This window comes from Streptomyces sp. NBC_00009, assembly GCF_045040855.1.
Classification (GTDB): Bacteria; Actinomycetota; Actinomycetes; order Streptomycetales; family Streptomycetaceae; genus Streptomyces; species Streptomyces aureus.
Window position 1 is genome coordinate 2,171,897 of the sequence record NZ_CP108312.1, and the last position, 17,555, is coordinate 2,189,451.

The 17,555-nt window shown below is 71.7% G+C and carries 14 protein-coding genes; 9 read left to right on the forward strand and 5 right to left on the reverse strand.

Annotated features, from left to right (window positions below; all coding sequences use genetic code 11):
- Positions 1 to 31: 31 nt before the first annotated feature.
- A complete protein-coding gene (locus OHA58_RS09620) occupies positions 32 to 628 on the reverse strand; it encodes a hypothetical protein (RefSeq protein ID WP_266559563.1) in 597 nt (198 codons plus the stop codon).
- Between the two features lie 270 nt (positions 629 to 898).
- Positions 899 to 2,314 (reverse strand): proline--tRNA ligase, encoded by a 1,416-nt coding sequence (gene proS, locus OHA58_RS09625; protein WP_405478260.1) that lies wholly within the window; start codon positions 2,312 to 2,314, stop codon positions 899 to 901.
- Between the two features lie 233 nt (positions 2,315 to 2,547).
- Between proS and OHA58_RS09630 the strand changes: the two genes are divergently transcribed.
- Positions 2,548 to 3,411, forward strand: a complete 864-nt coding sequence (locus tag OHA58_RS09630; RefSeq protein WP_405478261.1) for an SAM-dependent methyltransferase — start codon at positions 2,548 to 2,550, stop codon at positions 3,409 to 3,411.
- A gap of 6 nt (positions 3,412 to 3,417) precedes the next feature.
- On the opposite strand, the gene ftsH is transcribed toward OHA58_RS09630, so the two are convergent.
- Entirely contained in the window at positions 3,418 to 5,436 is a 2,019-nt protein-coding gene (ftsH, locus tag OHA58_RS09635) for an ATP-dependent zinc metalloprotease FtsH (protein WP_405478263.1), read from the reverse strand.
- A 93-nt stretch (positions 5,437 to 5,529) separates the two neighbouring features.
- On the opposite strand from ftsH, the gene yhfZ reads away from it, so the two are divergent.
- The 8 genes from yhfZ (at position 5,530) to OHA58_RS09675 (ending at position 13,253) form a co-directional block, all read left to right on the forward strand.
- Positions 5,530 to 6,474 (forward strand): GntR family transcriptional regulator YhfZ, encoded by a 945-nt coding sequence (gene yhfZ, locus OHA58_RS09640; RefSeq protein ID WP_405478265.1) that lies wholly within the window; start codon positions 5,530 to 5,532, stop codon positions 6,472 to 6,474.
- 105 nt (positions 6,475 to 6,579) lie between these two features.
- Positions 6,580 to 6,981, forward strand: coding sequence for a PRD domain-containing protein (locus OHA58_RS09645; RefSeq protein ID WP_405478267.1), 402 nt, complete (start codon positions 6,580 to 6,582; stop codon positions 6,979 to 6,981).
- A complete protein-coding gene (locus tag OHA58_RS09650; protein WP_405478268.1) occupies positions 6,978 to 7,334 on the forward strand; it encodes a DUF2620 domain-containing protein in 357 nt (118 codons plus the stop codon). Before OHA58_RS09645 ends, OHA58_RS09650 begins: the two co-directional genes overlap by 4 nt.
- A gap of 49 nt (positions 7,335 to 7,383) precedes the next feature.
- A complete protein-coding gene (locus tag OHA58_RS09655; RefSeq protein ID WP_405484872.1) occupies positions 7,384 to 8,724 on the forward strand; it encodes a YhfT family protein in 1,341 nt (446 codons plus the stop codon).
- Positions 8,725 to 8,762: 38 nt separating this feature from the next.
- Positions 8,763 to 9,713, forward strand: a complete 951-nt coding sequence (locus OHA58_RS09660) for a phosphotriesterase (protein WP_405478270.1) — start codon at positions 8,763 to 8,765, stop codon at positions 9,711 to 9,713.
- Positions 9,714 to 9,715: 2 nt separating this feature from the next.
- A complete protein-coding gene (locus OHA58_RS09665; protein ID WP_405478272.1) occupies positions 9,716 to 10,852 on the forward strand; it encodes an aminotransferase class V-fold PLP-dependent enzyme in 1,137 nt (378 codons plus the stop codon).
- Positions 10,853 to 10,854: 2 nt separating this feature from the next.
- A complete protein-coding gene (locus tag OHA58_RS09670) occupies positions 10,855 to 12,018 on the forward strand; it encodes a YhfX family PLP-dependent enzyme (protein WP_405478274.1) in 1,164 nt (387 codons plus the stop codon).
- Positions 12,015 to 13,253 (forward strand): phosphopentomutase, encoded by a 1,239-nt coding sequence (locus tag OHA58_RS09675; RefSeq protein WP_405478275.1) that lies wholly within the window; start codon positions 12,015 to 12,017, stop codon positions 13,251 to 13,253. The genes OHA58_RS09670 and OHA58_RS09675 overlap by 4 nt, the downstream gene beginning before the upstream one ends.
- Before the next feature lie 80 nt (positions 13,254 to 13,333).
- Here the strand turns inward: OHA58_RS09675 and ffh are convergent, their stop codons facing one another.
- Positions 13,334 to 14,887, reverse strand: a complete 1,554-nt coding sequence (gene ffh, locus OHA58_RS09680; protein ID WP_405478277.1) for a signal recognition particle protein — start codon at positions 14,885 to 14,887, stop codon at positions 13,334 to 13,336.
- Positions 14,888 to 15,056: 169 nt separating this feature from the next.
- Complete coding sequence (locus tag OHA58_RS09685) at positions 15,057 to 17,546, reverse strand: [protein-PII] uridylyltransferase (protein WP_405478279.1); 2,490 nt, start codon at positions 17,544 to 17,546, stop codon at positions 15,057 to 15,059.
- Positions 17,547 to 17,555: the final 9 nt, after the last annotated feature.

Genomic DNA, 17,555 nt, shown 5'->3' on the forward strand with positions numbered 1-17,555 from the left:
TCGCACACCCTCACCGAAGATCAGCCGGAGATCACCCGACGCCCGCGCCGACGGCCTCCGGGATGCGGAACGGCTTGCCGCAGCCGCCGCAGACGATCGGGGCCTGGGCGAGCACCGAGGGCACCACGCGCACATTGCGCCCGCAGTCGCAGACCGCCTTGACGCGGACGCCGCCCCCGGAGGAGCCGTGCCGCGCGGCCGGGCCGCGGAAGCTGCGCTTGGTGTCCGCGGCGGTGGCCACGGTGTGCGCCTTGAGGGCGCTCTTGAGCCGCTCGATCGTCGGCCGGTAACGCTGCTTCGCCTCGGGGTTGAGCGTCACCAGCGAGAAGCCGCTGCTGGGGTGCGGTTCCTCGGGGTGGTCGAGGCCCAGCTCTTCGGCGATGGCGAGGAATCTGCGGTTGTGGTACCGGCCGGCGCGGGAGGTATCGCGGACTCCTCGGGCGGCGGCGATGCCATGGACTGCCTCATGGAGGAGTCGCTCGAAGGAGAGCTCGTGTCCGCAGGCGGACGACGACTCCCCGATCAGGGATTCGGGCGCGGCTAGATCTGGCAGCTCAGGGTGGTGCCGCTGAATGTCGGCCCACGCCTGTGCCAGCTCTGCGGCGAGAACAGGTGGTGTCGTGCTCACGTCGTGACAACGAGCCGGGATGCCTCTGTGTTCCTATTCCGGGGCATCCCAAATAATTTGCACGTACCAGTCAGTTGCCGCTCATGCGTCCGGACGAGGGCGGGTGCGCTGATCTGCGGAGAAGCCTCACAGCTCACACCAAGGTGGTGCGTAGGCATACGTACGCCCCGGCGCGTAGACGATGTCCGCACGCCGGGGCGACTGTGTCCCTCTGATATGCAAGGGGCCTTTCGGCCTCTCTCGCGCCGCTCGCTTCGCAGGTGCGGTGGCTCAGTACGCGCGTGCCACGACGGCGACGTTACCCGCCGCGTCATCCGCGTCCGGCACCGCCCCGTCCTCGGTGACCAGACACCGTACGGAGACGGAGTGCTCGGCCAGCGCGGCCTCGCCCGCCTCGCCGAGCGTGGCCCACGGGATGCGGGCCCAGCCGCCCGAAGTGGCGGCCTCGACGGCCTCGTCGACCGTCGTCACGTCGGCCGTACGGGACTCGCGGCGCTCGCGGGCCTGCTTCAGGAGCAGCGCCTGGTCCTCCTCCAGGACGGTGGGCAGCAGCGCGGCGAGCGCCTCGATGGCCACCGGCTCCTTGCCGCCGGGGATGCGCCTGGCCAGCATCGCCGTGCCGTTCTCCAGGTCGCGCGGGCCGATCTCGACGCGTACCGGCACTCCCTTGAGTTCCCAGTCGACGGCGCGGCGGCCGAACGGGGTGTCCGTGCGGTCGTCGACATGGACGCGGATGCCGGCCGCCTTGAGGGCGCCGCCGATCTCGTGGACCTTGGCCAGAACGGCGTCGTCCCCCTTGATGGCCAGCACCACGACCTGGGTGGGGGCGAGCCGGGGCGGGATCCGCAGGCCGTTGTCGTCGCCGTGCATCATCACGAGCGCGCCGATCATGCGGGTGGTCGATCCCCAGGAGGTCTGCCAGACCAGTTCCTGCTTGCCCTCCTTGGACAGGTACTGGGTGTGGAAGGCCCTGGCGAAGTTCTGGCCGAGTTCGTGACTGGTGCCCAGCTGGAGGGCCTTGCCGTCGCCCATCATGCCTTCGAGCGTGAGGGTGTTGATGGCGCCGGCGAAGCGCTCCTTGGCGGTCTTGCGGCCGAGGACGACGTCCATCGCGAGGACGTCCTGCATGAAGTCCGCGTACACGTGTCGGTGGATGCGGGCCGCGAAGTCGCGGGCCTCCTCGTACGTGGCGTGCGCGGTGTGGCCCTCCTGCCAGAGGAACTCCGTGGTGCGCAGGAAGAGGCGGGGGCGCAGCTCCCAGCGGACGACGTTCGCCCACTGGTTGATGAGGAGGGGCAGGTCGCGGTAGCTCTGCACCCACTTCGCGAAGTACTCGTTGATGATCATCTCGGAGGTGGGGCGGACGACGGCGGGCTCCTCCAGCTCCTTGCCGCCGCCGTGCGTCACCACGGCGAGTTCGGGCGCGAACCCCTCGACGTGCTCGGCCTCCTTGTGGAGGTACGACTGCGGGATCAGGAGCGGGAAGTACGCGTTCTGGGTGCCCGTCTCCTTGATGCGGGCGTCCATGTCCTGCTGCATCCGCTCCCACAGGCCGTAGCCGTACGGTCGGATGACCATCGTGCCGCGCACTGGACCGTTGTCGGCCAGTTCGGCCTTGTTGACGATGTCCTGGTACCAGCGCGGGAAGTCCTCTGCCTGAGGCGTGAGAACGGGTGTCTTGGCCATGGCGCGCATGCTACGGCGCGATTACGCCCGGTCGGCAATCTTTTTACCCCCGTCCGGCCGCACGGCGCAGGCCCGCGCGCAGCGCGCGAAGGCCCTTGGGAACACCCCCTAGACGAGACGACGGATGCGGAGTTCTCTGGCATACGGGGGAACTGCGAGCGCACATGTACGGGGGCGGACGAACCGCAGGAACACGCCACAGCAGTAACTCTCGGCGGATTGGGGCGCTTTCGATGACACCTACGCTCGTGCAGCGGCACCTCCCCCACGCGGGGCGCGTGCCCCGCATGGACCTGTGCGCACGCGCGCGTGACTGGGCGGAGATACAGGAACGGATGCTGGTCCCGCTCTACGAAGCGGTCTACGAACGGCTGGAGGTCGGCGAAGCGGCCGGCACCCGGCTTCTCGGCCTCGGCTGCGGCTCGGGGCTCGCCCTTTTGATGGCGGCGTCGCGGGGCGCGGCGGTCACGGGCGTCGAGGCGGCCGCGCCCGAGCGGCTCGCACTGGCCAGAGAGCGTCTCCAGGGCGAGACGTGGGGCACGCGCGCGCGTGGCGACACGCGACTGACCGAAGGGGGCCCCGGGGACGCGGCGGAACCGGACGATCCGCCGTACAACCTGATCACCGCGTTCCAGCCGATCGGCTGCACGGCAGGTGACTCCGAGGGGCTCGGCGCGCTCCTGGAGTCGGCGTCGCCGTTCGCCGAGCGGGGTACTCCCGTGGTGCTGGCCGGCTGGGGTCCGCCGGAGCGGTGCGCGACGTCGTCGGTCCTGCGGGTCGCGACGAAGCTCGCCGATCCGCTGCGCAGCACGGGAAGTTGGCGGCCCGCGCTCCGCGACGACCTGGAGGAGGTCACACATCGGGCCGGGCTCAGGCCGGACGGCTCGGGCCGGGTCGCCTGTCCGTTCGGCTACGCGGACGTGGACAGCGCCGTGCGCGGGCTGCTGTCGACGGGGTTGTTCGACGCGGCGATCGGCGCGACGGACCGGTCCCAGGTCGAGAAGGAGATGACGGAGGCGCTGCATCCGCATCAGCGGCAGGACGGGACGGTGTGGATGCCGAACGTGTTCCGCTACGTGATCGCGCGCACCCCGTGACGGTCGCTAGTGGTCCGTCGCCGTCCCCTGGCCGTCGGTGTCCTGAGTCCCTTGAGTCCCCTGAGTCCCCTGCGCCTCCTCGTCCTTGGTGAGGCGGATGACGCCGGCGACGCGGTAGGCCTCCGCCTCGTCCAGGGTCTCGTTCGCGAGGAGTGCCGCGGCCAGGGCGTCCAACTGGCCGCGGTGGTCGCGGAGTTTGGTGCAGGCCTCCTCGTAGCACTCGTCGACGATGCGGCGCATCTCGTGGTCGATGGTGTCGAGGGTGTGCGGCGCGGCGGAGAGCCCGTACGCCTGCTGGGCGTCGCTCGGCAGAGCGGAGAGGCGGCCGATGCGGTCGCTCATGCCCCAGCGGGCGACCATGCCGCGCGCGATGTTGGTGACCTGTTCGAGGTCGTTCTCGGCGCCGGTGGTGACCACTCCGTAGACGACGTGTTCGGCCGCCATACCGCCGAGCGCGCCGATGATGCGCCCGCGCAGGTACTCCTCCGTGTACGCGTATCTGTCGACGTCGGGGGTCGACAGGGTGACGCCGAGCGCGCGGCCGCGCGGCACGATGGTGATCTTGCGGACGGGGTCGGCGCCGGGCTGGAGCATGCCGAGGAGGGCGTGGCCGCTCTCGTGGTACGCGGTGCGGCGGCGCTCCTCGTCCGGCATCACGAGAGGCCGCTCTGCGCCCAGTTGGACCTTTTCGAGCGCCTGGGAGAGGTCGGTCTGGGTGACCGTCTTCTGCTGGCGTTTGACGGCGAGGAGGGCGGCCTCGTTGGTGAGGTTGGCGAGGTCGGCGCCGGTCATGCCGGGGGTCGTACGGGCGACCTGCGTCAGGTCCACGTCGGAGGCGAGCGGGATCTGCCGGGTGTGGATCTTGAGGATGGCCTCGCGGCCGCCGCGGTCGGGCGGGCTGACGGTCACGACGCGGTCGAAGCGGCCGGGGCGGGTGAGGGCCGGGTCGAGGACGTCCGCTCGGTTGGTGGCCGCGATGACGATGACGCCCTCGGATCCCGAGAAGCCGTCCATCTCGGTGAGGATCTGGTTGAGGGTCTGCTCGCGCTCGTCGTGGCCGCCCATGGCGGAGCCGCCGCCGCGGGCCCGGCCGATGGTGTCGATCTCGTCGATGAAGATGATCGAGGGCGCCACCTTGCGGGCCTCGGCGAAGAGTTCGCGTACGCGCGAGGCGCCGACTCCGACGATCATCTCGATGAACTCGGAGGCGGACGCGGAGAAGAACGGGACCCCGGCCTCGCCCGCGACGGCCCTGGCCAGGAGCGTCTTGCCGGTTCCCGGCGGGCCCGACAGGAGGACGCCGCGGGGCATCTTCGCGCCCATCTCGCGATAGGCGTCGGGGTTCTTGAGGAAGTCGACGACGTCACTGAGCTCGCCCTGCACCTCGTCGATGCCGGCGACGTCCGCGAACGTCGTGCGCTGCATGCCGGGCTCCAGCTCGACCGGCTTGGGCGGCTGCTTGCGCCCGAGCATTCCTCCCCCCATGCCGCCGCCCATGCCCTGCCGCATCCGCCGCGCGATGAAGATCCACAGCACGACGAGCAGGAACATCGGGGCGAGGGAGATGAGGAGGTTGGCGAGGAAGCTGCGCTCCTGGACGACCGGTGAGGCCGTCACGGTGACGTTGTGCTTCTCCAGGTTCACCCAGAGGTCGTCGTCCGCGAAGGACGGCCGCTGGGTCTTGAACTTGGTGTAGTTCTTGCTCGAGCTGTCACTGCCGGCGGGCGTGGGCTGCTCCTTCTTGAGCTGGCCCTGGATCGCGTCGCCCTTGGAGTAGATCTTGGTGACGTTGTTGTCGGCGACCTGCTTGCTGAACTCGGTGTACGAGATCGTCGGCTCGTTGCCCTGGTTGAAGAACGACAGCACGAGGTTGGCGATGAGGTAGACGATCAGAGCGGTGAGGATGAGGCCGCCCCAGCCGCCCGGCATCTTCTTCCGCGGCGGCTTGGCGGGCGGTGGAGGCGGCGCCCCCTCGGAGCGCCACGGCTGGTCCGTCCGGTCGCGCGGGGGTACGGGGTTGGCCACGCCTGCTCTCCTCCTGCCGTCACGCCTCCCGCCCATGACCGCACACATCCGGGACCCTTGCCAGTATCCAGAATCCTGGTTACTGTCCGATCCGTGCACGGTTTTGACGAGCGCTTCCTTACGCGCAACGGCCTCGCGGCCCGCCAGCTCGCGGTCCTGCTGCTCAACCACGAGCCCGACACACGACTGCCCCGGGTCCGCGACTTCGCCGAGGAACTGGGGTGCGGAAACGGCACGGTCCAGGCCGCCCTGCGGCTCCTGGAGGAGTCCGGCGCCATCGAGACCGCCGCGCGCGGCCACCTCGGCACCTTCCTGGTGCGCTCCGAGCGCTCCGTACTGTGGCGCCTCTCCGGCCTCGGCACCCTGCTCGCCGCGATGCCCCTCCCCTACTCCCGCCGCTACGAGGGCCTGGCCACCGGTCTGCGCACCGCCTTCGAGGAGGCGGGCACCCCGTTCGCGATCACGTTCATGCGTGGCGCGGGCGCCCGGACCACGGCCCTGCTCGAAGGCAAGGTCGACCTGGTGGTGCTTTCGCGCTTCGCCGCCGACCGGCTGATCGAGGAGCACCCCGGTCAGCTCGCACTCGTCGCCGACCTGGGCCCGGCCACGTATGTCGGTGCCCACGGACTGCTGCTGCGCGAGGGCGCCTCGCTCGACGCGCCCGGCCTGCGGGTCGCCGTGGACCCCACCTCCGAGGACCAGCGGATGCTCGCCGAGCGCGCGTTCGCCGGGCGCTCCGACATCAAGTGGGTCGAGTCCTCGTACATGCAGCTGCGGGACCTGTTCGCGCAGAACCTGGCCGACGCCACTGTCTGGAATCTCGACGAGGTACAGGGCCGGACAGGGATGGGCGGGGAGGTGCTGCCGCTGGGCGACGAGGTCACCCGCGATCTGTCCCTGCGCAACTCCAGCGCGGCGATCATCGGCAGGACCGAGGGCGCGAAGGCGCTCTCCGCGGTGCGGGACGCGGTCGACCTGTCGACGGTGACGTCACTGCAGGCCGAGGTGTTGCGGGGGGAGCGCGTGCCGTCGTACTGAGCCGGCAGGGGTGAGGCCGGAAGGATTCACCCACCCTTTCCCCGACCTGAATATCCAGAATCCTGATTATTGTCGAATTGCCCGTGGAACCCGGAAGGAGATCCCATGGACGACCAACTCGCCCTCCGTATCCGGCTGTTCCGCGAAGGCGGCCAGGTCAGGCCCGAGGTCGCCGACTTCGTGACCGCCGAACTCACCGCCCTCGCGGAACGCGGGAACGAGGTCACCGAGCAGACCGCCGGCATGCTCACCAGCCATCTGATGATGGCGCTGACCCGGCTCGTCGACGGGGAGCCGATCGAGCAGTTCCTCACCGACGAGCAGGTGGCCGCGGAACTGGCCGGCCACCCCCACGCCGTGGCCGGCGCCCGCGAGGTCGCCGCCCGCGCCCGCGAACAGCTCGGCGCCACCCTGCCCGACTCCGAGATCAACTTCCTGGCCATGCATCTTGCGGTGCTGGCGGGACAGCCATCAACCGACTCCCGACCCCCAAGGACCACCCCATGAAGAAGATCCTCACCGGCGGCGTAGGCAAGGTCGAGGTCACCGGGACCGTCAAGGCGCTCGCCCTCGCCGGCGTCGACATCATCGTCTCCAGCGACATGGACGCCGCAATGAAGCTCCGCGTGGGCCAGGCCGACTTCTACCTCGGCACCTGTCACACCGGCGCGGGCGCCTCGCTCGGCGTCCTCGTCGGGCTCATGGGACAGCCCGCCTGCCACACCTTCGGGCGTTCCGTACCGACCGAGGACGAGGTCAACTCCCTGCTCGACCAGGGCAAGAAGGTCTTCGGCTTCTCCATGGACCAGATCGACGTCATCGCTCCGCTGATCGCCCGCGCCATCGCCGCGCGCGCCTGACCACACCAGGCACCTCCGCCCCGGGCACGAAGGAGATCCCGTGAGCCCCGTGAACACCACTCTCGCCGCAGGTGCGAACCTCGACTTCTCTCTGGCGCAGCAGTTGACCGTGATCGCCCTGTGCGCGCTCACCGCGTTCATCTCGCACATGGCACTGGCCGTCTTCAACGACGGTGTACGCCCGTTCATGCTGGACTTCATCCAGGGCCGGTCCACCCGCAGCGCCACCACCGCGGTCTCCTTCGGGCTCTCCGCCGGGTTCATCTTCGGCCTCGGCGCGCCGATGGCTCTCTCCACCGGCGTACTCAACCCGTGGCTGCTGTTCCTGCCCACGGACATCCTCGGGCTCCTCGCCCCGAAGAAGTGGATCGCCCCGATCCTGGGCGGTGCCTGGGGCGCCGTCGTCGTGTTCGGCCTGAACGGCGCGAACAACGTGGCCCACGACCTGCCGGTCGACTTCCTCACCGCGATGCAGCAGATGTCGACGCCGATCCTGTTCCTGTTCACGCTGTTCCCGGTGCTGGCGATCACCAAGCAGTTCGGGCGGATGTGGGGCGGCGTCGCGGGCGTCCTCGAACTGGCCCTCGTCGTGATGACCATGAAGATCTGGCCGAACATGTTCGCGGGCGCGCTCGCCATGGCGGTCGGTGTCCTGATGCTCATCGGCCTCGCGATCGGCAAGGACGTCCGGGAGCGCAAGGCCGCGCGGGCCGAGGGCGGCGGCGTCGAGGAAGTGGTCCTCGCGGACGACCCGATGGCGTCGCTGTTCAGCTCCAGCGCGACGCGGCTGCGAAAGTTCCTGCCGCTGTTCATGGTGCTCGGCGCGGGTGTCTGTGTGCTGGCGCAGATGCACATATTCGGCGGTGGTGAGGCCACCAGCTTCCTGATCGCGAAGGGGCAGTACTCGGAGGCCGCCCAGGTCGACTTCTACCGGGTGTTCGGCTTCATCCCGCTGATCGCGACGACGGCGCTCGCCTCTGGGGCGTACGGCATCGCGGGCTTCACGCTCGTCTATCCCATCGGCTATCTGATGCCGAACCCGTTCCTCGCGGCGATCGTCGGCGCGGCCGTGTTCGCCGTCGAAGTGCTCGCCCTCTCCTACATCGGCAAGTTCCTCGGCAAGCTGCCGAGCGTGCGCGACTCGTCGGAGCATCTGCGCAGCGCCATCACCGACACGCTCCAGCTGGCGATCCTCTTCGGTTCGCTGATGGCGGCCAACGCCATGGGCGGCGGTCTCGGCATCCTCGTCGTCGGCGGGCTCTATCTGCTGAACGAGGCGATGGGCCGCCCGGTCGTACGGATGGCGGCCGCTCCCGCCGCGGTGATCGTCGGCGGCATCCTGCTCAACCTCCTGTACTGGCTCGACCTGTTCACCCCGATCAAGGGCTGAGGCCGGGTACGTACGCCAGGAAGGACACCCACCGCACCATGCACACCCCGCCCCTCATCCACACCGTCACCGGCCCGCTCCCCGCGGCCGCCGTACAGGGCCCGGCCCTCGCCCATGAGCATCTGGTGCTCGACCTCGACCGGCACGGCCACGGCGGCGCGATCCTCGACCCCGAGGCGCACGGACCGGCCGTCACGTCCGAACTGGCAGCCCTGCGCGAGGAGTTCGGCCTCGCCCTGGTGATCGAGCTGACGTGCCGCGGCATGGGGCGCGACCCGCGCGCCCTGGCCCGGATCTCCCGGGACGCGCAGGTCGCCGTCGTCGCGGCCACCGGCTGGTACTACGAGCCGTTCCACACGCCCGAGCTGGCCGGGGCGGAGGTCGGGCAGCTGGCCGACATGCTGGTCCGCGAGATCGACGGCGGTCTCGGCTCCACGGGCGTCCGGCCGGGCGTGCTCGGCGAGGTCGGCAGCCACGGTGACGTGCCCAGCGAGCCGGAGTCACGTGCTCTGCGTGCTGCGGCGCGGGCCGCCGTTGCCACGGGCCTGTCGGTCGCCACGCACGCGCAGCTCGGCCGCGGCGGGCTCGCCCAACTGGAGCTGCTCACGGGCGAGGGCCTCGCACCGCACCGGATCTCGGTCGGCCACCAGGACCTCCTCGACGATCCGGCCGTGCACAAGGAGCTGGCCGCGAGCAGCGCGTACGTCGCGTTCGACACGGTCGGCAAGGAGAGCTACCAGAGCGACGACGTCCGGCTCCGGCTGCTGCTCGCCCTCCTCGAAGCCGGCTACGCCGACCGTGTCCTGCTCAGCGGCGACATCTCGCGCCACGGCTATCTGGAGCGCGAGGGCGGTCAGGGTTACGGGCATCTGTTCCGGTCGTTCCTGCCCCGGGCGCGTGCCGCGGGCGTGGACGACGCCCTGGTGGACCTGATGACGCGCCGCAATCCGCTGCGCTTCCTGACCGGCGCGAGCGTGGAGGAGATCTGACGATGACGCCCACCTACTCAGCCGCACCCGCGCTCCCCGAGACCTTTCCGCTCGCCACGATCCCGGTCGACGAGGCGATGGCCCGGCAGTTCCGGCTGATCGAGTGCACCGCCGCGCACTTCGCCGGCGAGGAGCTGTTCAGCGCCGACGCGGGCGTCGTGCCCGGTCTCGGCCGCCCCCGGACGACCGCCAAGGCCGAGGCGGTGCTCGCCGACTTCTTCGGGGCCGAGGGCGCCGCGTTCGTCCAGGGCGCGGGCACCGGGGCGATCCGTGCCGCGTTGAACGCCGCCGTGAGCGCGGGCGATCCGCTGCTGATCCACAGGGCGCCGGTGTACCGGACGACCGAGGTCACGCTGCGCGGCATCGGCGTCCGTACCGAAGAGGTCGACTTCAACGACCTGGGCGCGCTGCGCGAGGCCCTCGCATCGGGGCGCTTCCGGTGGGCGTACGTCCAGCACACCCGGCAGCGGCTCGGCGACTCGTACGACCCGGGCGAGGTGCTCGCCGCGTGCCGGGCGGCCGGGGTGCGCACGGTCGTCGACGACAACTACGCCGTGCTGCGCGTGCCCGCGTCGGGGGTCGAACTCGGGGCGGACGCCTCCTGCTTCTCGCTGTTCAAGCTGCACGGGCCCGAAGGCGTGGGAATCGTCGTCGGGGCGCGCGACCTCGTCGCACGGGTCCGGGCCGACAACTACTCGGGCGGCGGTCAGGTCCAGGGCCATCAGGCGCTGGACGTGCTGCGCGCCCTGACGCACGTGCCGGTGATGTGGGCGGTGCAGTCGCGGGTGGGCGCCCAGGTCGCCGAGCGGCTCGCCGCCGGTGAGGTGGAGGGCGTCGCCGAGGTGCGGCTCGCGAACGCGCAGGACCGGTGTCTGCTCGTGCGCCTCGACCGGCCCGTCGCGCGGGAACTCCCCGCTGCCGCCGCCCGGTTCGGCGCCGCGCCCTATCCCGTCGGCTCCAACTCCCGTTACGAGATCGCGCCGCTGTTCTACCGCATGTCCAGCTCGTCCCTCGACGACTCCCCCGGGCTCGCGGACTGGACGGTGCGGATCAACCCGATGCGGGCGGGCGCCGACCTCGTGATCGACATCCTGCGCCACTCCCTCGACGTACTGAAGCACCACGCAAAGGACGACTGACCGTGTTCCTCGACAGTCTGCTCACCCGCAACCCCGAGCTCGTCGACGCCGCGGCCGACCTCCACCGGCGGGGCGCGATCCCGCCCGACACGTACGTCATGGATCTCGACGCGATCGAGTCGAACGCCGCGCTGCTCGCCGCCGAGGCCGACCGGCTCGGGCTCACCCTCTGGTTCGTCGTGAAGCAGCTCGGCCGCAACCCCGAGCTGATCAGGGCGATCGCCCGGCACATCCCGAAGTACGCGGCCATCGACGCGCCGGAGGCACGCACCCTGCACGCGGCGGGAGCACGGGCGGGGAACCTCGGCCACCTCGTGCAGATCCCGCGACGCTCGCTGCCCGAGATGCTGGCCTGGCGCCCGGAGACCGTGACCGTCTTCGACGTCGACAACGCCCGCGCGGTCTCGGACGAGGCCCGCGCGCAGGGCGTCGTCCAGGACGTCCTCGTGCGCCTCGAAGGGGCGGAGGGTGCGGTCTATCCCGGGCAGGAAGGCGGCGTTCCGCTCGGCGCGCTCGACGGCTTCGCGGCCGCCGTCGAACAGTTGCCGGGAGTGCGGATCGCGGGCGTCACCGCGTTCCCGTGCGTCCTGTGCGACCCGGCGACGGGCACGCCACACCCCACCGCCAACTTCGAACTCGCCGTCAAGGCAAGGGAGTTGCTCACCTCGCGCGGCTACGAAGACCTGAAGCTGAGCGCCCCGAGCGCCACCTCCATGGCCAGCCTCTCCCTCCTCGCGGAACACGGCGCGACCCACGGCGAGCCGGGCCACGCGCTCACCGGCACCACACCCCTGCACGCCCGCGACGCCGGCCAGCCCGAGAAGCCCGCGTACGTCTACGTCACCGAGGTCGCCCACACCCTCGCCAACGGCAGGCCCGCCGTGTTCGGCGGCGGCTTCTACCCCCGCGCGCACATCGGTTCGGCACTGCTGCCCCGCTCGGGCCGGCGCCTCGCGGTGCGGGACGCGCCGGCGGAGAACATCGACTACTACCGGCTGCTCGACGCGCCCGCCCCCGGCCACGCCGTCGCGGCGGGCGACACGGCGCTGCTCTCGTTCCGCACGCAGATCTTCGTGACCCGCTCGACGGTCGCGGTGGTGGCGGGCCTGTCGTCCGGGTCCCCGCGCCTGACCGGCCTGTACGACGCGCAAGGAAGGGCCCTGTGAGAGCCAAGACCGTCATCGTCGTCGTCGACGGATTCGGTGTCGGCGCCATGCCGGACGCGGGTGCCCTGCGCCCCGGCGACCTGGCGGCGGACACCTGCGGACATGTGCTCGACCGGTGCCGCGAGGCGTTCGGGCGGCCGCTGCGGCTGCCCGCGCTCGGCGCGCTCGGGCTCGGCCTGGTGCACCCGCACCCGGACCTCGCCCGGCGCACCCATCTGCCGGTCGCGGCGGGCCGGGCCGGGCTCGGCTACCCCGGCGCGGACACGTACGCGGGCCACCAGACGATGATGGGCGCCGACTTCAGCCGGGTGACGGTGGCGCGGCTCGGCGACCACCTCGACGAGGTCACCGCCGCCCTGGAGGCCGCGGGCCACCGGGTCGAACTCCTCGACGGCAGGCCCCTGTTGGTGGTCGACGGCGTCGTGCTCGTGCACGACAACCTGGAGGCCGACCCCGGTATCAACTGGAACGCCTCGGGTCGCCTCGACGACCTGGGCTTCGACGGGATCCTCTCCGTCGCGCGCACGGTGCGTGCGGTGGCGCCCGTCGCGCGGGTGATCGCGGTGGGCGGCCACGCGAGCGGTCCGCTCTCCGACTTCGTACGCGACGGGGACGGCGGCACGGTCGGCCTCGACACCCCGGCGAGCGGCTTCTACCGCAACGGTGGCCTTGAGGTGCGGCATCTCGGCGCGGGCCTCGACCACACGCGGCAGCTCCCGGACCTGGCGGCGCGGGCCGGGATCCCCGTCACGCTCGTCGGGAAGGCCGCGGACATCCTGGCCTGCGACGACGCGGTGCGGCGCCCGGCCGTGCCGACCGCGGACGTGCTCGCGTACACGCTCGAAGCCGTTCGCGCGGAGGGCGAGGCGCTGGTCGTGGCCAATGTGCAGGAGAGCGATCTGGCCGGCCACCAGCAGGACGTGGAGCGCTACGGGCACGTCCTGGAGCAGGTCGACGCGGGGCTCGCGGCGCTCGTTTCGCTGCTCGACGCGGACGGCGACCGGCTGATCGTGACCGGCGACCACGGCAACGACCCGACGATCGGCCACGCCTTCCACACCCGGGAGTTCGTGCCGGTCCTCGTCCACCGCCCGGGTGCGGCCGGTGTCGAACTGCTGCCGGACGCGGGCAGCCTGGCGGACGTGGGCGCGACGGCCGCGGCGGCGCTCGGCCTCGATCCGGCGGGGCTCGCCAACGGCACGGAGATCAGTCAGGCGGCGGCGCGGGCAGCCTGACCCGCCCATGTGTAAGGGGCGCCCGCAATGGCGGACGCCCCTTACACATGTCTACTTACACATGCCTACGAAGTGGCCGGTCAGCCCATGAACTTCTTGAACTCGTCGGGCAGTTCGAAGTTCTTGTCCTGGTCGGCCGCGGGCAGACCGAACGCGTTGCCGCCCTGATCGGCGGCCTCGCGGCGCGCGGCCTCCTCCAGCTCCTGCTGCTTGCGCTTCATCGGGTTGCCGGAGCGCTGCTTGCCCTTGGCCTGCTTCTGCTTCTTCTTCTGCCGGCCGGGGCCGCCGCCCATGCCCGGCATCCCGGGCATCCCCGGCATGCCGCCGCCCTGCGCCATGCGGGACATCATCTTGCGGGCCTCGAAGAACCGCTCGACGAGGTTCTTCACCGCGCTGACCTCGACGCCCGAACCACGGGCGATACGGGCACGGCGCGAGCCGTTGATGATCGTGGCGTCCGCGCGCTCGGCCGGGGTCATCGACTTGATGATGGCGGCCGTACGGTCGACGTCACGCTCGTCGAGGTTGTTGATCTGGTCCTTCATCTGCGCCATGCCGGGCAGCATCCCGAGCAGCTTGGAGATGGAGCCCATCTTCCTGACCTGCTCCATCTGGGCCAGGAAGTCATCGAGCGTGAAGTCCTGGCCCTTCTTGGAGGCCAGCTTGGAGGCCATCTTCTCGGCCTCCTGCTGCGAGAAGGTCTGCTCGGCCTTCTCGATCAGCGTGAGCATGTCGCCCATGCCGAGGATGCGGGACGCCATGCGGTCCGGGTGGAACGCGTCGAAGTCGTCCAGCTTCTCGCCGTTCGAGGCGAACATGACCTGGCGGCCGGTGACGTGCGCGATCGACAGGGCGGCACCACCACGGGCGTCACCGTCGAGCTTGGAGAGCACCACGCCGTCGAAGCCGACGCCGTCACGGAAGGCCTCGGCGGTGTTGACCGCGTCCTGACCGATCATGGCGTCGACGACGAAGAGGACCTCGTCGGGAGAGACGGCGTCGCGGATGTCCGCGGCCTGCTGCATGAGCTCCTGGTCGATACCCAGGCGGCCGGCGGTGTCGACGATGACGACGTCGTACTGCTTCTGCCGGGCGAACTCGACGGAGTCCTTGGCGACCTGCACCGGGTCACCGACGCCGTTGCCCGGCTGAGGGGCGTAGATGCCGACGCCGGCGCGCTCGGCGACGATGCTCAGCTGGTTCACGGCGTTGGGGCGCTGGAGGTCACAGGCGACGAGCAGCGGGGCGTGGCCCTGGCCCTTCAGCCAGTGGCCGAGCTTTCCGGCGAGGGTCGTCTTACCGGAACCCTGCAGACCGGCGAGCATGATCACGGTGGGCGGGTTCTTGGCGAACCGCAGGCGCCGGGTCTCGCCGCCGAGGATGCCGATGAGCTCCTCGTTGACGATCTTGATGACCTGCTGAGCGGGGTTCAGCGCCTGCGAGACCTCCGAGCCGGCCGCACGCTCCTTGACCTGCTTGATGAAGGCGCGGACGACGGGCAGGGCCACGTCCGCTTCGAGCAGGGCGATACGGATCTCGCGCGCCGTGGCGTCGATGTCCGCCTCGCTGAGGCGCCCCTTGCCGCGGAGGTTCTTGAATGTCGCTGCGAGGCGGTCGGAAAGAGTGTCGAACACGGCGGTCGCGAATCCTCGGGTTGAAGGGCGGGCGGACAGGTCGTCCTCCAGGGTATCCGGAGGTGTCCAGTGGGGTCTCCACCCCATTCGTACGAAGCGTTCCCGAGGCCGTACGAAGCGCTCCCGGGGACACCGGCGCCCCCGTCCGCCGGCCTCCCCCTCGGCCCCGCTACCCCCGCAGCGCCCCTTCCAGCGCGCCCGCCACCGCGGCCGCGTCCGCCGCGGGGAGCGGCTCCCCCTCGGCCCGCGTGACATAGAACGCGTCCACCGCGTTCGCCCCGAGGGTCGACACATGCGCGGACCGCACCCGTACGTCCGCCGTCTCGAGCGCCCGGCCGATGCGGTGCAGCAGGCCCGGTGCGTCCTGCGCCCGGACCTCGATCACCGTCGCGTGCCGCGAGGCGGCGGGGGCGACCGTCACCCGCGGCGGCGGCGCCACGGTGCCGCGCCGCCGCGGATACGCGGCGTCCCGCTCGGCAAGCCGGGCGGCGATGTCCAGGGAGCCGTCCAGGGCCCGCACGAGATCCGCGCGCAGCCGGGCGGCCTGGGGCAGGGAGCCGTACTCGGCGGCGACGCGCCAGTCGAGGAGCAGGACCGAGCCCGGCACCTGGGCGGGCAGGTCGAGGGCGCGCAGCTCCGCCGTGCGGACGGCGAGCCGGTGCATGGCGAGCACCCCGGCGACGGCGGGCAGCACGCCCGGCTGGTCGGGGACGGCGATGAGCAGTTCGACGCCGAGGGGCTCCGGGTCGGCGGGCGCGGACTCGGCGCCTTCCGCGTCCCGGTCGACGGGGGCCTCGGTCTGCGCGCGCAGGGACAGCACCGGGCCGCCCGTGCGGAACGCCTCCACGGCCAGCCGCTCCTGTTCGGCCGTGGGCTCGGCCGCGGCAGGGCCGTCGCCGCCGTCGGGGTCCTCGCCCGCGAGGACGGCGGCGACCCGCTTGACGAGGTCGGTGACGAGCGACCCGCGCCACGAGGACCAGGCCGCGGGCCCGGTGGCGAGCGCGTCCGCCTCCGTCAGGGCGTGCAGCAGTTCGAGCGTCCCCACGGAGCCGACGGCGTCCGCGACGGCCCGCACCGTCGCCGGGTCCTCCAGGTCGCGCCGCGTCGCCGTCTCGATGAGCAGCAGATGGTGGCGTACGAGGGTGGCGACGACGGCGACGTCCGCGCGGTCGAAGCCGATGCGCGCGGCCACGTCCTTCGCGATGATCTCGCCGGCCACGGAGTGGTCGCCGGGCCAGCCCTTGCCGATGTCGTGCAGGAGCGCGGCGACGAGCAGCAGGTCGGGGCGGCCGACGCGGCGCGTGAGTTCGGCGGCGCGCACGGCGGTCTCGACGAGGTGCCGGTCGACGGTCCAGGTGTGCACGGCGTTGCGCTGCGGCCTGCACCGCACCCGCTCCCAGTCGGGCAGTAGCCGCGTGATCAGGCCCTCGGCCTCCAGCGCCTCCCAGACCTCGACGGTCGGCCGGCCCGCGCCGAGCAGCGTCACGAGCTGTTCGCGGGCCTCGGCGGGCCACGGCGTGGGCAGGGGGCGCGCGGCGGCGGCCATCCTGCGGACGGCGTGCAGGGACAGCGGCAGTCCGGCCAGGGCGGCGGCCGCGGCTGCGCGAAGCGGCAGCACGGGGTCGCGCTCGGGCCTGGCCGCGCGGGCGAGGACCGCCTCGCCGTCCTGCTCGACGACGCCTTCGGCGAGCGGTGACCGCTCGGTGACGGGCTTGCTCCCGCCGCCCAGCATGGCGCGCAGCCGGGGCCGCACGGCCCGCGACTTGAGCACGCGCCCGACCTCGCGCCAGGTGACGTCGCTGGCGTACGACACGGTGCGCGCGGCCTCGTAGACCTGGCGGAGCAGGGTGTCGGCGTCGAGGAGGCCGAGTTCCGCTGCGACCTGGTCCTGCTCCTGGAGGGCGAGGCGGTCGGTGGCGCGGCCGGTGGCCAGGTGCAGGGCGTCCCGTACGTCGAGGAGCCTGCGCCGCGCGTCGGCGAGGCCTTCCCTGGGGGCGTCCGCGAGCCATGACGCGGCGACGGCGCGCAGCGCGGTGGCGTCCCTGAGCCCGCCCCTGGCCTCCTTGAGGTCGGGTTCGAGCAGGTACTGCAACTCGCCCTGGCGCTCGGCCCGTTCGTCGCACAGGTCGCGCAGTTCGGGCAGGCGTTTGGGCGCCTGGTTGCGCCAGTCGGCCAGGACGGCGGTGCGCAGGCCCGCCGTCAGGCCGACGTCGCCGGCGATGTGCCGGGCGTCGAGGAGGCCGAGCTGCACCTTGAGGTCCTCGCCCGCCGTCTTACGGGCCTCCGCGGGCGTACGGACGGAGTGGTCGAGGGCGAGCCCCAGGTCCCACACGGGGTACCAGACGCGGTCCGCGAGGGAGGCGATGGCACCGGGGCCGGCGCTGCCGTCGTGCAGGAGCAGCAGGTCGAGGTCGCTGCGCGGGGACAGCTCGCCGCGTCCGTAACCGCCGACGGCGACGAGGGACACCCCGGTCAGCTCGCGCGCCCCGGCGGTGAACAGCTCGCCGAGCCAGCCGTCGGTCAGCTCCGCGAGCGCCGCACGGCGCGGCGGCCCGGACTGCGCCTCCCCCTGGAGGAGGCGCAGCCGGGCCGCCGCATAGCCGCTGGGTGCTGAATCGTCGTCGTCCGATTTTTCGGTCTGCACATCCACACTCGTCACCCAGCGACT

Coding starts and splice junctions, on each gene's coding strand:
- proS (WP_405478260.1), bottom strand. CDS start 2,314: ATGGCCAAGACACCCGTTCTCACGCCTCAGGCAGAGGACTTCCCGCGC.
- OHA58_RS09630 (WP_405478261.1), top strand. CDS start 2,548: ATGACACCTACGCTCGTGCAGCGGCACCTCCCCCACGCGGGGCGCGTG.
- OHA58_RS09645 (WP_405478267.1), top strand. CDS start 6,580: ATGGACGACCAACTCGCCCTCCGTATCCGGCTGTTCCGCGAAGGCGGC.
- OHA58_RS09650 (WP_405478268.1), top strand. CDS start 6,978: ATGAAGAAGATCCTCACCGGCGGCGTAGGCAAGGTCGAGGTCACCGGG.
- OHA58_RS09660 (WP_405478270.1), top strand. CDS start 8,763: ATGCACACCCCGCCCCTCATCCACACCGTCACCGGCCCGCTCCCCGCG.
- OHA58_RS09665 (WP_405478272.1), top strand. CDS start 9,716: ATGACGCCCACCTACTCAGCCGCACCCGCGCTCCCCGAGACCTTTCCG.